This window comes from Streptococcus sp. HMSC062B01, assembly GCF_001811085.1.
Taxonomy (GTDB): Bacteria; Bacillota; Bacilli; order Lactobacillales; family Streptococcaceae; genus Streptococcus; species Streptococcus gordonii.
Genome location: NZ_KZ672782.1, coordinates 45,745 through 61,132 on the forward strand (window position 1 = coordinate 45,745; position 15,388 = coordinate 61,132).

The following is a 15,388-nucleotide window of genomic DNA, read 5'->3' on the forward strand; positions in this document are numbered from 1 at the left end:
GAAAAGTTTTAGGATTTCTAAACAAAGTTAGGAGGTCTTTGTTTATGTTCTTAGTATAAATCTCTTACCTTAAACTTTCCTAAAAGCAAACTGAAAGGTTTAAAATTTTTTATAATTCCTGCAAAAGATAGTGAAATAGCTCTAAATTTCCCTTTTCTTCGCCGATCAAAAACTCCGGATGCCATTGAAGACCAATAATCCGATGGTTATCAATTGACTCGATAGCTTCGATAGTATTGTCTCTTGGGTCAAAAGCCGTCGCGCGAAAATTAGGAGCCAAGTCCTTGATACTTTGACGGTGGACTGAGTTAATCCGACTAGCTTGACCAAATAAACGCTCTACAACACTTCCTTTTTCCGTACGAATCGAATGCGAAGTTCCAAAAGGCTGGCCTTGCCAATGATTATCAATCTGCTGATTTAAGGTACCCCCGAAAGCAACATTTACCAGTTGTAAACCACGACAAATGGCCATAACAGGCTTGTTCTGGCGTAAGGCTTCTTTTAAAAGTGCTAATTCAAATTCATCACGGGCGATATTATAATCGTCACTATCAATAGTTTTTTCTTCTCCATAGAATTTTGGATGGACATTCTGCCCACCAGATAAAATCAGCTTGTCTATGGTTTCTACATAATCCTCGACCAGGCTTTTATCGCCAAGAGGAATCACCATTGGCAGACCACCAGCCATTCGTACGCCGTCCACAAACTTTCGTGAAACAGAGGTGTGAATATTTTTTCCGTCTTCATCAACCGGGCAAAGATTAGCCGAAATTCCAACAATTGTTCTGCACATAGGAGACTCCTTTCTCAAGATATACTATATCTTACCACGACTGCCATTTCAAGTCCAATAAATTTTTTTAAAGCTACTTATAAAAATTTTTTATCAAGTACTTGCTAGAGAATTTTAAGAAAAAACTCCCGAATGAAATTGAAATTCAAACGAGAGTTGTAAAATATGAATCAATTCTTTACTCAAAGACAAATTGATTATGATAGAGTTCTGAATAGAATCCTCCGAGTTGAAGAAGTTGATGGTGGTCCCCTTGCTCAATCACTTCTCCATCTTTTAAGACAATAATCTGGTCTGCATTGAGGATTGTCTTGAGACGGTGAGCAATAACAAAGCTAGTCCGGCCAGCCACGATGGCTTCCATAGCCTGCTGAATCTTGCTTTCTGTCACCGTATCGACATTAGACGTGGCTTCATCCAAGATCAAGACTTGCGGGTCAGTCAGCAAAGTTCTAGCAATAGAAATCAACTGTTTCTGCCCAGTTGAAAAGATATTCTGGTCATCATCCACGATGGTATCGTATTTGTCTGGCAGACTTTCTATATAATCATGGATATGAGTCGCACGCGCAGCCGTTTCGACCATCTCCTGACTAGCATCCGGCACACCAAAGCGGATATTGTCCCGAATCGTGCCACTAAAGAGCACTGAATCCTGCAAGACAATCCCCACATGGCTCCGTAAGCTGTCCAGCTCATAATCTCGAATGTCACGACCGTCAAACTCAATGCTACCACTATCCACATCGTAAAAACGGTTGAGCAGGTTCATAATAGTCGTCTTACCTGATCCAGTCGGTCCAACAACAGCCGTCATCTTACCCTTAGGAGCAGAGATAGACACATCTTTGAGGATGGGCTTGCCTTCTACATATGAGAAGTCCACATGCTTGATCTCTACTGAGTCGGTGAGCTCTGTGAAAGCAGGTGCATTCTCTGGCCGAACTTCCTCGGACGCATCAAACATCTCCTGAATCCGGTCAGCCCCTGTAAAGGCTAATTGTAGGCTGCCCCAGCTAGCTGCAATCTGAATAATAGGCTGATAATATTGCTGAGAAAACTGGGCATAAGTCGTAATCAAACCAACTGCAACAGCCGTTTCGACATTAGGATCGCTCAGTAAGACAGCTGAACCAACAAAAATCACAATGGCTGTATTGATCAGACTCATTCCGTTCATGATGGGGAAGAGAAGTCCTGAGAAAGCTCTGCCCTTAAAAGTAGCTGAACGGACTCGATCATTTTGCTCAAGGAAGCCTTTGATGACTTCTTCTTGCATGCCCTGAACAATAACAGCCTTCTGACCGGAAATGGTCTCATCCATATAAGCATTAAGTTGACCAACTTCTTTTTGCTGGAGGTTGGTATATTTTCTAGCTAGTCTAACAATCACGACTAAAACCACAATAGCTAGGGGAGTGCTGGCAACAGTAATCCAAGCCAAGCGAGCATTCTGCCGGAACATGATGATCACAAGGACAAGGTAGAGAAGAATATTGCTTAAAACTTGAATCATACTTTCGTTCAAGGCCTGAAGAATATTGTCCAAGTCACTGGTAAAGCGTGACAAGATATCCCCGTCCTGATGACGATCAAAAAAGGATACGGTTAATTTAGCTAGTTTTCCAAAGAGACCCTTGCGCATCTCATTGGTCGAATGCGAAATCACTCGGCTCATCAAAACCATATAAATCAAGCTAGAAATTGACAGACAGAGAAAGGTTAGAAACAGCTTGGTCATAAGGGATGCAAAAGCAACTAAAAGCTGATTTTTTTCTCCGCCATTGGCCAAGGCATTGCCTAATTCAACTAGATGTTGAACAGCCTGACCAACATAAATCGGAAAGAGCACTTGTAAAATAGTGGAAGCTATCATCATCACGATCACAATGATAAAAGATAATGTATAGTCTTTAAAATATTGCCAGAAAAATTTTACGGTCCGCATCTTAATCCTCCTTTCCTTTCTGTGTCTCGTATATCTCACGATAGACTTCATTTGTTGCGACTAGCTCTTTATGCGTTCCTTGTCCGATTAAACGGCCTTGGTCTAAGACCAAAATCTTATCTGCATGGACAACCGAGCTAATCTTTTGGGCAATGACAATGGTGGTTGTGCCCTTCAAATCTTTGTTTAAGGCTTCTTGAACCAATTTTTCTGATTTGGCATCTAAAGCTGAGGTCGAATCATCTAAAATTAGGATCTTGGGATGGTTGACGACTCCACGCGCAATGGACATCCTTTGCTTCTGGCCACCTGAGAAGTTATTCCCACGTTCTTCTACCTGACTATCAAAGCTATCCGCCATACGGCCGATAAACTCACTGGCTTGGGCAATTCCTGCTGCCCATTCCATCTCGGGTAGGGAAGCATCGAGTTTGCCTTGGCGAAGATTGTCCGCAATGGTCCCGCTAAAAAGAATAGCCCGTTGCAAGACAATGGAAACATTTTTACGAAGACTTCCCTGACTGACTTCTCGTAGATCCTTACCGCCAATTGAAATAGAACCTTCCTGAGGGTCAAAAAGACGGGGAATCAACTGAGCCAAGGTAGACTTACCAGCACCCGTTGCACCGACAACGCCAACCATCTGCCCCGGAGCAACTTCAAAACTAATATCTTTTAGAATTGGGCTTTCATCTGTTGGATAGGTAAAGGTCACATGATCAAAACGAATACTGCCTTCTAAGTCTTCATCTGCTATATCTGGGAAGGTCATGGCAGGCTCTGTATCTAAAACCTCATTGAGACGTCTCATTGATATAATAGCCCGCGTCACACCATTTCCTAAAAAGCCAACCATGATAATGGTAAAGATAATTTGATTCAAGTAGCCAATGAAAGAAGCAATCGAACTGACCACTCCCGCGTCTGTAGCAACCATGCCTGATAAGGTCCAAATTGCCAGATAAATAGCCCCGTAACCGACAAACATCATCATTGGTTCAACAATTGAAAAAGCGTAACCGATAAATAGATTTTGATCCAAGAGCTCATCAGAAACCTGACTGAACTTATCAAATTGTGCCCTTTCTTGCACAAAGGACTTCACCACCCGAACTCCTCGAAGATTTTCTTTGGCAATGGCGTTCATGCGCTCTAATAAGATTTGAAATTTTTGAAAGCGCGGCCCCATAAGCCCCATCATCATAGCTGTCAGTCCAGCTACAAGTAAAATTAGAAGGGCAATAATCCACCAGAGTTCTGGAACAGTCACGATGGCCAAGACAACCGAACCAATGAATAGGATTGGCAGGCGAAGCAAGATTTGAAACATCATCATAACCAGATTTTGAATTTGATTAATATCATTGGTCATCCGAACAACCAGATTTCCGGCATTGAACTGCTCAATATTGGCATAAGAGAAAGTCTGGATCTTTCGAAAAGTCTTCTCCCGCAAATCAGATGACACCGCTTGGGCGATATAAGCTGCTGTCGTTACATTAATACCACCAGCAAGCAAGCCAACAATCCCCATACCAATCAGCCAAGCCCCGGCTTGATAAATAGCTTTACTATCACTCATCTGCAAAGCATCCAGGACCTGCTTAAGGAGCCACGGTTGCAACAACGAACTAGCAATCATCAAGCCAGTCATTACAATCGAACACACAACAAACCATTTGTACTTTAATAAGGTTTTTACAAACATCATCTTCCCTCTACTAGTTTTCTCTTTTTCCTTTGTTTTCTTACTATATCACAGAAAAAATCAATGTCAAGCTTATTAAACTTAGCTTTAAAATGACTATAAGAAAATGAGAACATTTAAGCTTGAAAACGATTTTTTTCTTTTAATATGATAGAATAGAGTAGAATACTCTAGTTAGAAATGGAAATAAGAAAGATGGATAAACAACGAGTTGCTGTAATCGGTCCTGGCTCTTGGGGTACAGCTTTGTCACAAGTGCTAAATGATAATGGTCACGAAGTACGTATTTGGGGTAACATTGCTGAACAGATCGATGAAATCAACCAAGCGCATACAAACACACGTTATTTTAAAGATACTGTCCTCGATGAAAAAATCAAAGCCTACCATAGTCTAGCAGAAGCCTTGGATGGTGCTGATGCGGTTCTATTTGTGGTGCCAACCAAGGTCACAAGACTGGTCGCAAAACAAGTCGCTCAAATCCTAGACCACAAGGTTAAGGTTATGCATGCTTCCAAAGGTTTGGAACCCGACAGCCATGAACGCATTTCTACAATCTTAGAAGAGGAAATCCCGAGTGAATTGCGTAGTGAAATTGTCGTTGTTTCAGGTCCTAGCCATGCTGAGGAAACCATTGTTCGCGATATCACTCTCATTACAGCGGCTTCTAAGGACCTAGAAGCTGCCAAATATGTACAGAAGCTTTTCAGCAACCACTATTTCCGCCTCTATACCAATACAGATGTGGTTGGAGTCGAGACAGCAGGTGCCCTTAAAAATATTATCGCTGTCGGAGCTGGGGCTCTACACGGCCTAGGCTATGGCGACAATGCCAAGGCTGCCATTATCACGCGTGGACTGGCTGAAATCACTCGCTTAGGAGTAAAACTTGGCGCTAGTCCTTTGACCTATAGCGGTTTATCTGGAGTCGGTGACCTTATTGTTACTGGGACTTCTATCCACTCTCGCAACTGGCGGGCTGGGGATGCTCTTGGACGTGGAGAAAAATTAGCGGATATTGAAGCTAACATGGGCATGGTGATTGAAGGAATTTCCACCACCAAGGCTGCTTATGAACTTGCTCAGGAATTGGATGTCTATATGCCTATTACCCAAGCCATTTATAAAGTCATTTATCAAGACCATGACATAAAAGAGGCTATCTTCGAAATCATGAACAATGAATTCAAGGCCGAGAACGAATGGTCATAACCAAATCTGCATCTAGAAGGGATTTACTAATGTCAAAAGTTAAGAAAGCTGTCATTCCAGCAGCTGGCCTTGGAACTCGTTTCCTACCTGCTACTAAGGCGCTTGCTAAAGAAATGTTACCTATCGTGGACAAGCCTACCATTCAATTTATTGTCGAAGAAGCTCTCAAGTCTGGAATTGAAGATATTTTAGTCGTAACTGGTAAGTCAAAACGTTCGATTGAGGACCATTTCGATTCCAACTTTGAACTTGAATACAATCTCAAAGAAAAAGGCAAAGACGACCTTTTGAAATTAGTTGATGAAACCACTGGTATTGGCCTACACTTCATTCGACAAAGTCATCCGCGTGGGCTGGGAGATGCTGTGCTTCAAGCTAAGGCTTTTGTCGGCAACGAACCTTTTGTTGTCATGTTAGGTGATGACCTTATGGATATCACTAATGATAAAGCTATGCCACTTACTAAACAGCTGATGAACGACTATGAAGCAACCCACGCTTCTACTATTGCGGTTATGGAGGTCCCTCATGAAGAAGTTTCTTCATATGGTGTCATCGCTCCGCAAGGCGAAGGCGTCAATGGCCTTTATAGTGTTGAAAAATTTGTTGAAAAACCAAGTCCGGAGGAAGCTCCAAGTAATTTAGCAATTATTGGTCGCTATTTGCTTACTCCAGAAATCTTTGAAATCTTGGAAAATCAAGCTCCTGGTGCTGGAAATGAAATCCAACTGACAGATGCCATTGATACTCTTAACAAGACCCAGCGCGTATTTGCCCGTGAATTCAAGGGTGACCGCTACGATGTTGGTGACAAGTTTGGTTTCATGAAAACATCTATCGATTACGCTCTCAAACATCCGCAGGTCAAAGATGATTTGGAACAATATATTATTGAACTTGGTAAAAAGCTAGAAGAGAAAACTAAAAAGCAAAACTAAGAATGAATTAAGACCGATTGGTCTCATGCCTTTTCTATTACCAAAAATACAAAAACACCTAGATTTAACTAGGTGTTTTCTTATATCCAATGACTAGCTTTCTCAACAGAAAAATTAGTTTCAGTTAGAGAATGTTCCAATATTCTTGAAATCTTTTCCGCCTTCATAATTTCCTGCAAAACCAAAGCGGTTGTTTGGATTGCCTTCTGCATTGGCAACTGTTGTTTGTGAAGCTTGACTTGGCTCTTGAGAAGCTTGGCTTTGTACCTGAGGAGCTTCAGTGCGAGTAGATGTTTGTCCGAATACTTGCACATTTGCTGTAGCTGCATAGCCAAAACGATTGTTTGGATTACCTTCTGCATTAGCAGGAATATCATGAGTCGGAGGTGCTGCAACATAGTATTCAGCAGGAAGTACGTTTTTATTTACTTCTTCAGTTGCTTTTGGTTTTTCCGGAGTTTTTGGAGTATCTGGTTTTTCAGGTGTTGATGGGTCTTGTTTATCATCTGGTTGTGAAGCCCGATAAGGATCAGACTTACGTCCAGCAGCTTCTAATTGTTTTTCCATCAACTTTTCATAGTCCTTGAAGTGTTGGAAAAGACGATCTGATAAATCAAGTGCATCTTTTGTCACTTTATGTTCAGCAGCTTTAGCAGCTTCTGGTTGATCTTTCAGTGAATAATACTCAATATCCTTCTTCTCTTGATCAATGATGAATTGTTTTTCAAGCATCTTCCAATGATCTTGAACAGTCTTACCGAAAATATCTTGGTTCTTAATTGCCATTTGGTCAATGTGCCATACTGTCCAGTACCATGAGTTTGGATCATAAGTAGCAGTTTGAGGTTTAAAGGCTTGATAAGTATCTTGAACGTTACCATAGAAAGGTACATATGGTGTGTTACGTGATGGTCCTAAACCGAGCCATACTTTACCACCAAAAGATTTTGGCAACTTCGGATCAATTTGATAAACATGGGCATCGATAACATTTTCATTACCAAGAGCATATTTGTATTGATCTTTCCGAACAGCATCATTTGCCCCATTGTCGCCTTGTTTCTTGACCCCAATTTGATCATCAGGTATAAAACGACCATTCAAGTGTTCAAAGCGGTTCCGTTGCAAAGCAAAGGCATCTTCAAGAGTAAATTTCTTGTTTGGATCAGTTGGAGAGCGGAAGAGTTCATACTCATCATCTTCATAAGTAATTTTAGATTTAGGATCAAGAAGTGTAATCCCTGCATATGTACGAGAACGATCCCCTTCTGCGTATTTTTCAGGTCCATATGATTTAGCAATGTGGAAATTACCATCTTTATCTGTCTTGTAGTTTCCTGCTTCTTTGGCTACTTTTTCTACATCTTTAGAAGCAATAACATTTTCTTTGTCATTCAAATCGACATGGCCAAGGTAATAGGTGTTAGCAAAAACTGCGTATTTATCTTCTGGCACCTTCACCGCTACATATTGGTGGCCAGATAAGATTTCCATGTACCAAGTTTCTTTTTGGTCTGCAACAACAACAGTATTTCCTTCAGTAGATCCCTTTTCTTCGATGACTTTTGCAAGTAGCTCAATTGCTTCACGAGCTGATTTTGCACGAGGCAAAATAACATCCAACATCGCAGCTTCTGGAAGACCATCTGACTTCAGAGGATCTTTTGCAAGTACTTTTTTATTTGGAATTGCTGTAACTGTAGATGTCATTGAAACACCTGCTTCATTAAAGCCATGTTCCCCGAAAGCACCATTACTACCATCGCCACGAGCAGAATCATAAGTTGCAGTATACTTCATTTCGTTGGCTGCATGTGGATATGTGAAACCATTAGATTCATCTACAATCTGGTCTCCTTCCTTATAGTTCTTTCCTTCCACAACAACATAGTTTTTATTGTGTTTCCCACCATTGGGATAGTAAGGATAGTCTTCCGTACGGCCAAACATGGTTGAACCGTCAGCTGTCAACTGGCGACCAAAAATAAAACCACAACAAGCTTGAACCGCTTGGATAGGCAACATGAGGATCGCCATCACAGCAATGACAACTTTGAATGTTAACTTCTTCATCGCTAACTCCTTTTTATTTTTTTTGAAAGTCCTAGACTCCCTATATTTACAACCATAGTATACTCCTTTGATCCCGTATTTGCAAGCGCTTTCAAAATTGTTTATTTATACGTTTTACAGATGTAAAATAGGGAAAACATACACCTAGAAATATAAACATTTTAGAAGTTTACTAATTTATTTCTGCTAAAACTAATTAAGAGTCCATTTTATAAAATATTGATACATCAAATTATTGAAATTCCTTATTTCATCAAAAGTTATAATTATAAAAAAACACCGCTATTTAAAGCGGTACTTAGCTTAATTTTCTTAAAAAATTGGTCTTTGAAAAGTCATGAATATCAAAATAGCCGCTAATCCCAGATAAGCTACTAGGGCTAAAATTCTTTGTGCCTTACTAAAAGCATTGCGTTCGCCTGAAACTGGTAGAATCACCGCACCTAAAGCTCCACCAACAAGACCACCTAAGTGACCAGAAAGACTGATTCCTGGTAAGAAACTCATGATTAGATTGACAGCCAGTAGGCTCATATAGGATTGCCCCAACTGTTGAAGATAGTGGTTTCGTGTGGCATAGCGCAGAACGACGACTGACGCAAAGAGACCGAAAAGCGATGTGGAGGCTCCTGCAGCCAAACTGTTTGGTGAAAAATATACGACGAATAGATTCCCCATCACCCCAGACATGAGATAGAGCAATAAGAATTTCCATGGTCCGAAAATATCTTCTATCTGACGGCCAAGGAAATACAGAGTGAGCATATTGACCACAAAATGCTCTAAACCAATATGGACAAAAATAGCAGCAAAAACTCGCCAAAACTCTATAGGTATCTCTTGGATTGTATAGCCATGTACTGCCCCAAAGCGATACAAGGCTTCCGTACTACTATATTGGAAACCGTAGAAAAGAAACATTAAAGCAAAGACAAGGCTCGTTATGATCAATAAAATACTTGTCATTGGATAGTTTCTATCGTAGATTTGTTTCATATATAATTAACTCCTTTACCGAGACATCATGCAGATCCGGTTTAAAATTCGCTAGCTGAATTTGATAAAGCGTACTGACACTAGCCCCAGAAAAATCAGCCAGATAACGGTCATAGTAGCCACCGCCGTAACCGATCCGAAATCCTTGAGAATTGAAGACCACACCTGGCACATGAATCAGATCAATTTCTGTCTTATCCACAGCCTCTTCACTTATCGGCTCCATAAGACCAAAGGAACTTTTTTGTAGGCGACTTTCATCATAATCCACAAATATCATCCGCCCCTGGCCATAGGTTTTGGGCACTAAAACCCGCTTGCCGTCCAACTGAGCCTGCTTGATAAAGGCTGCGGTAGAGACCTCATGTGGCATAGAAAGATAAGTTGCGATGACTTTAGCTTCTTGATAAGCTCTTGACTGGAGCATGTACTGGGTCAGCCAGCCATCTGCCTGCTCTTTTTCTTTTTCTGAAAGACTCTTCATCTGGTTCAGTACAGTTTGTCTCAGCTCTTTTTTCATGCAGCTCGTCCACCCTTTCCTTATCTTTCGTTGATTTTATAATCTAGGAATTTCCCAATCTTTTCAATAGCAAAGGGCAGTGCTGCCTCATCCGGTGTCATCTTAGGATGATGGAGGGCATAGGGACTATCCACTCCCAACCAGAACATGACGCCCTTGACCTTGCTGAGCAGATAGCCGAAATCCTCACCTGTCATCGCCGGCGCAATATCAATCAGCTCCACTCCTTCTTCCTTCTGGAAAAAGTCCATCAGTTCACCTGCCAGATCAGGATGATTTTCTACAGGCAGATAACCACCTTGCTTGAGCTCCAAGTCCAATTCCAGACCGAAACCTTGGGCTATGCCCTCTGCTATTTCTCGTAAGCGTTTCTGGGTCAAGAGGTTCATCTCCTGAGTCAGAGTCCGAATGGTACCATGCAAAAAGGCCGTTTCTGCAATGACATTGTTGGTCGTGCCAGCATGGAGCGAACCAAAGGTCACAACCGCTCCCTCGATAGGATCGACATTGCGGCTGACAATGGTCTGCACCTGAGTGATAAAGTAGCTAGCCGCCACCAAAGCATCGTTGGCCTCATGAGGAAAAGCCGCATGCCCCCCCTTTCCCTTAAAGGTCAGCTTGACTTCACAGGTACCAGCAAAAAGCGTTCCTCTGTTGGTCGCAATATCGCCAACCTTGAGATCCGGTCGCACATGGAGACCGTAAAACTCATCTGGCAGCCAGTCACCAAAAGCACCGTCTTCGTACATGAGCATTCCACCAGCTTCATTTTCCTCTGCAGGCTGAAAGAGAAAGAGTAGATTATGGGTAGGCTGAGCGCTCACAGCTTGTTCCAGCAGGCCTAGAGCGACCGTCATATGCATATCGTGTCCGCAGGCATGCATACGACCTTCATGGGTACTGGCAAAGTCCAGACCTGTCTCCTCCACAATCGGAAGACCATCGATATCTGTTCGCCAGCCAATCGTCTTATCTGGTGAACTTCCCTTGATAAAGACCAAAATACCCGTCCGCCAAGTCCGAATTTCCACAAAGTCTAGATCAGCCGTTATTCCCTCAATGACCCGCATGAGGTAGTCATGTGTCTTGTATTCTTCCAGACCGATTTCTGGTATTTGGTGTAAATCTCGGCGAATTTTTAGATAATCAAGCATCATTTCTTTCCTTTATTGTCTTGTCAAACCAGATAAAATCTGACCGCACCCAATCAACTTCGGGCGCGGCACTGTTATTTATGCAATATTAAAGTGTGCGAAGAGCATCTTCTAGAGCTGTCTTCTGCTGGGTCTTCTCATCAATGTTCTTGATAACTCGAGCTGGAACACCAGCAACCACTACGTTTTCCGGAACATCCTGAGTCACAATCGCACCAGCCGCAACAACGGAACCATTGCCAATTTGTACACCTTCAATCACAACCGCATTGGCACCAATTAGCACATTATCTCCAACCCGAACTGGCTCAGCGCTAGCTGGCTCAATCACGCCTGCTAAAACTGCACCGGCACCAACATGGCTATTTTTGCCGACAATAGCTCGGCCTCCCAGAATGGCACCCATATCAATCATAGTACCAGCGCCAATCTCTGCACCAATATTAATGACTGCTCCCATCATGATAACAGCATTATCCCCAATTTCTACTTGGTCACGGATAATAGCGCCCGGCTCAATGCGGGCATTGATGTCGCGCTTATCCAGAAGCGGAACCGCTGAGTTGCGGGCATCCTGCTCTACGACATAGGTCTTGTTCTCTTCTAAGTTCACTAGGAGGGGCTTGATTTCTTCCCAGTCCCCAAAAAGAACATTGCCTAACTTCACAACAGACCAAGGAATGGTACCGTGCAATTCTCCATTAAAGGTCACCTTGACAGGAGTTTTTTTCTTGGCGTCAGCGATAAATTTGATGATTTCTTGAGCATTCATTTTGGTAGCAGACATAGCTTCACCTCTTTGTTCTTTCTATTTTTTGATCTAGGAAAGAGGCAAATCTCTCCTAGCTATCTAATGTTTTCTATTATAACACAATTCGGGCAGTCAGTTTGAACTTTACTAGACATCGAAATCGTTTTTGGATTCTTGGACCTTTTTTAAATGAAACTTTCCATCCTTGTCCCTTGCAAATTCCAAAAGGACGAAGGTTTTATCCTTTGTTTGGTAGGCCATGTTCAAAATAGAGTAGCCTTCAATGTTCGATTTATAATACCTTTTGGGAACTCCCACTTGATCAACTATCTCTATATCCGTGATGCCTTTTTCTTCATCTGGGCCAATCCCTCTAAGAAAGGCAAGTCTCTCATCCGTCAGATATTCTTTTTGAGTAGTATCATAAGAAACACTGACAAGATGTGGACCAGAACCTCTGTTCCAGAATTGAATAACAGCCACGCCTCCGCCTTTTAAATTATAAGTCAGTGATAGCAATTTGTCCTTTTTGCCCACTTTCATTTCGTTGCTAGTTTGGGCTAAACCATATTGACGAACAAAATCAGAGACGTGAAGGTTTCTAGTCCCATCATTTTCAATCTTATACTTTACAAAGTCAATCCTCTCCCAATCCAAAGCCTTAGCATTTGGAGAACTATACTTTGACTCTGCTCCCATTGCCTGATCATCTTTATGAGAATTGAGTCCCTTCCCAATTAAGATAAAGAGTCCTATAACAAGCGTTAATACTGCTACAGCAATTAACTTTGAAGAGAAACGAGAAGTCGGTTTAATCCTTTGTGTTCTTGCTTCTTTAGCCTTTGATTGATGATCTAAATTCCTAGAAGCTAAATTTTGTTTCAGTTTCGGTTTTTGTACGTCCTTGGTATTCAATTCCGATATTGGTGTAGCTGGCTTCTCCGAAATGGCTTCATTTGTTGGTTTGGCTTCCTCATTACGCTTTGCTAGAGGCGTAGGACTAGACACTTCATTAGAATTTCTTCTTGAAGATTCTTTCGCCTTGCCAAATCGATCCTTATGTTCTCTTCGTAATTTCTCTAAGTCTCTTTTTTCCATTCTCTTACCTTTTTTTCTCCCTAAGACAAATCAATGTCCTGCTATCCATTTACCTATCTCATATACATTCTAGGCCTTTTCAGATGCTTCAAGTAAACTCCCGCTTCGTTATCAATATATAAAATCTATCCCAATAGTGCTACATCTCCCCTGATTGTAACATATAATCAAGGAAAGGAAAACTTCCACTTCTTAGATTTACTGAGCAGATTAGTGAATCAATTTCAACTAAACAGATAAAGACCTGGAATTTCCATTCCAGATCTTTCAAAAAATTTTATTCAAACTTTAAGCTACTCGCTCTTCATACTTATCAGGAACCTCCAAAGTAAACGAGACTAAGTCGCTTCTCAATCGGCTCCCTTTTTAGCTAAAAGGAAATCTCCATCTGCCTGTTTAACAAAGGTCAACTTGTACTCATCCGAACCCGATGAGTTGAATTGAATCCTCATTTTGGTAATTACTTCATCTGTTTCAATATCTTCCCCTGCAGACATCGTCAGATATAAGACTGCATTATCCCCAATGACTTCCTTATAGGAGACCCCACCTTTACCTGTTTTTGGATCTCCCACTTTCAGCTTATCATAATAATCAGAGGGCATATAAGCGACTTTAGCCTTTCTGTAATCACCTGAATAAGAAATATTTTGTAAGTAGTAGCGATCGCCTTCCTTCTTAAAGGCAAGCTCCATTTCACGAATTGAGCGATAGTAGAAACTATCTTCATCCTGGTCATAATCATCTAACTCGCCCCACTCTAAATCAATTCTATCTCCTCGAAACGAACCTTTTATAGCCTTACCATACTCATCAAGAATATCTTCTATGGGAGTTCCTAAATCTGGCTTATCGTAATAACCAAACTTAAGAGCAGTGAGATTATTGATATCCCAACTAAAGTCTGACTCTTTGGGGTTGATGTATTCAGCTGCCACATCTCTTTTCGATTTACCCGTATCAGCTTTTAAATTGATGATTGGATAGAGGCGTTTGGTCAGATTCATATCCCCTGTAGAATAACCAAAAATTAGACCAACTATCAGCCCCAAAACCGCAAAACCTGTGATACAAATAAGCATTCGCCTTTTTCCGGCTTTCTCTTGATCACGATTTTCAGGCACGTCAAATGGTATCTGTGATTGATTTATATTCATCTTTCATCTATCTCCTCTATCTTAATCTCGTTCTGTGCCAATGTATAAGAATTCCCCATTCGGTTGTGCTAGGAATCGTAATGTCTTATAGTCATCATCAACTTCATAGAATACCTTTGCAATCACTCGATTAGAGATATACTTTTCTCCATTAGCAGTAATATCGTTTTCCGTTTCAATTTGGATAGATTGTCCATGTTTTTTCAATAATTCTGATAAAGGAGTCCCTCCCTTGCCTGTTTTTGAATCTCCTTTTTTCAGACTTTTAAACTCTTCATTTGTCAATTTATAATCTTTTGAATTGTCAGTATCCTTTTCATCTTCGTCTTCATCTTCTAGTTTCTGCTTATCATAGAATTCGCCTAGCGCATAAGCTTGTACATGCTTTAAATAATAATTGTCACCTGATTTTTCAAAATACATAGTGACGCTTTGACTTTTTGAAGACTTCGATCTATCCCAAGAAAGTTTAATCCCCTTCTTTTCATAATCTACACCAGAAGCTAATCCATAGGTATTAACAATTTGATCTGCAGTTAATCCATGACCATCTTTATTGTTATACTTCAACAAGCCAAGATCTTTTAGAGAAAAAGTAAAGACAACCCTGTCTTTCTCTGTGATAAAGCCAGTTTCTGTATCTTTAGCTTCAGCCTTGGCTCGTTCTATACGTTTATATCGTCGAGTATCAGCTTCGGACTTGAATGATTGTCCCCAAAGATAGCCAACACCTCCACCAATCAGACCAGCAACAAAAGCAGCAAGGACTGAGAAAGTGATTAACTTAATCCAACCGCGTTTAGCTTCCGATTGAAGTTCTTGATGATTCTCCTCTTGAGAAACTAAATCGTTTTCTTTCTGATCAGGCTCTTGATTGGTTTGTCCTTCTTGCGATTTAAGAGGCTTTTTATCTTCTGTTGTCATAACATCTCCTTTACTAGCAACTTTCACCCACCACTCTCCTCACTTTCGTGAATAAAGTCTGACGCGCAAAATTTAAATATAATAGTTCTAATATATCATAAAATCAAAAG

General features: G+C 41.1%; 13 protein-coding genes. 2 read left to right on the top strand and 11 right to left on the bottom strand.

Annotated features, from left to right (window positions below; all coding sequences use genetic code 11):
* Window positions 1-109: 109 nt before the first annotated feature.
* The 3 genes from HMPREF2780_RS05505 to HMPREF2780_RS05515 all read right to left on the bottom strand — a co-directional run bounded on the left by HMPREF2780_RS05505 (window position 110) and on the right by HMPREF2780_RS05515 (window position 4,455).
* Window positions 110-799, bottom strand: coding sequence for a gamma-glutamyl-gamma-aminobutyrate hydrolase family protein (locus HMPREF2780_RS05505; protein WP_045634457.1), 690 nt, complete (start codon window positions 797-799; stop codon window positions 110-112).
* A 178-nt stretch (window positions 800-977) separates the two neighbouring features.
* A complete protein-coding gene (locus tag HMPREF2780_RS05510) occupies window positions 978-2,798 on the bottom strand; it encodes an ABC transporter ATP-binding protein (protein ID WP_404827000.1) in 1,821 nt (606 codons plus the stop codon).
* Entirely contained in the window at window positions 2,749-4,455 is a 1,707-nt protein-coding gene (locus tag HMPREF2780_RS05515) for an ABC transporter ATP-binding protein (RefSeq protein WP_046164876.1), read from the bottom strand. Before HMPREF2780_RS05515 ends, HMPREF2780_RS05510 begins: the two co-directional genes overlap by 50 nt.
* A 195-nt stretch (window positions 4,456-4,650) precedes the next feature.
* Between HMPREF2780_RS05515 and HMPREF2780_RS05520 the strand changes: the two genes are divergently transcribed.
* Window positions 4,651-5,667, top strand: coding sequence for an NAD(P)H-dependent glycerol-3-phosphate dehydrogenase (locus HMPREF2780_RS05520; protein ID WP_045505249.1), 1,017 nt, complete (start codon window positions 4,651-4,653; stop codon window positions 5,665-5,667).
* Between the two features lie 29 nt (window positions 5,668-5,696).
* Window positions 5,697-6,605: a UTP--glucose-1-phosphate uridylyltransferase GalU gene (galU, locus tag HMPREF2780_RS05525; protein WP_105026330.1), complete on the top strand. Its 909-nt coding sequence runs from the start codon at window positions 5,697-5,699 to the stop codon at window positions 6,603-6,605.
* A gap of 120 nt (window positions 6,606-6,725) precedes the next feature.
* Here galU and abpB read toward each other — a convergent pair whose 3' ends face one another.
* From abpB to HMPREF2780_RS05565, 8 genes are all read right to left on the bottom strand, one after another.
* Window positions 6,726-8,678, bottom strand: coding sequence for a C69 family dipeptidase AbpB (abpB, locus tag HMPREF2780_RS05530; protein WP_105026331.1), 1,953 nt, complete (start codon window positions 8,676-8,678; stop codon window positions 6,726-6,728).
* 312 nt (window positions 8,679-8,990) lie between these two features.
* On the bottom strand, window positions 8,991-9,674 hold the full coding sequence (locus HMPREF2780_RS05535; RefSeq protein ID WP_105026332.1) for a rhomboid family intramembrane serine protease: 684 nt from the start codon (window positions 9,672-9,674) through the stop codon (window positions 8,991-8,993).
* A complete protein-coding gene (locus HMPREF2780_RS05540) occupies window positions 9,655-10,194 on the bottom strand; it encodes a 5-formyltetrahydrofolate cyclo-ligase (protein ID WP_105026333.1) in 540 nt (179 codons plus the stop codon). The genes HMPREF2780_RS05535 and HMPREF2780_RS05540 overlap by 20 nt, the downstream gene beginning before the upstream one ends.
* Window positions 10,195-10,214: 20 nt before the next feature.
* Window positions 10,215-11,348 carry an N-acetyldiaminopimelate deacetylase gene (locus HMPREF2780_RS05545; protein WP_105026334.1) on the bottom strand — a complete coding sequence of 378 codons (1,134 nt, stop codon included), beginning with the start codon at window positions 11,346-11,348 and terminating at the stop codon, window positions 10,215-10,217.
* An 88-nt stretch (window positions 11,349-11,436) separates the two neighbouring features.
* Entirely contained in the window at window positions 11,437-12,135 is a 699-nt protein-coding gene (gene dapD, locus HMPREF2780_RS05550; protein WP_061596276.1) for a 2,3,4,5-tetrahydropyridine-2,6-dicarboxylate N-acetyltransferase, read from the bottom strand.
* Between the two features lie 111 nt (window positions 12,136-12,246).
* Window positions 12,247-13,197, bottom strand: coding sequence for a hypothetical protein (locus HMPREF2780_RS05555; RefSeq protein WP_105026335.1), 951 nt, complete (start codon window positions 13,195-13,197; stop codon window positions 12,247-12,249).
* Window positions 13,198-13,547: 350 nt separating this feature from the next.
* Entirely contained in the window at window positions 13,548-14,354 is an 807-nt protein-coding gene (locus HMPREF2780_RS05560; RefSeq protein WP_105026336.1) for a hypothetical protein, read from the bottom strand.
* Window positions 14,355-14,375: 21 nt separating this feature from the next.
* On the bottom strand, window positions 14,376-15,278 hold the full coding sequence (locus tag HMPREF2780_RS05565) for a flagellar basal body-associated FliL family protein (protein ID WP_105026389.1): 903 nt from the start codon (window positions 15,276-15,278) through the stop codon (window positions 14,376-14,378).
* Window positions 15,279-15,388: the final 110 nt, after the last annotated feature.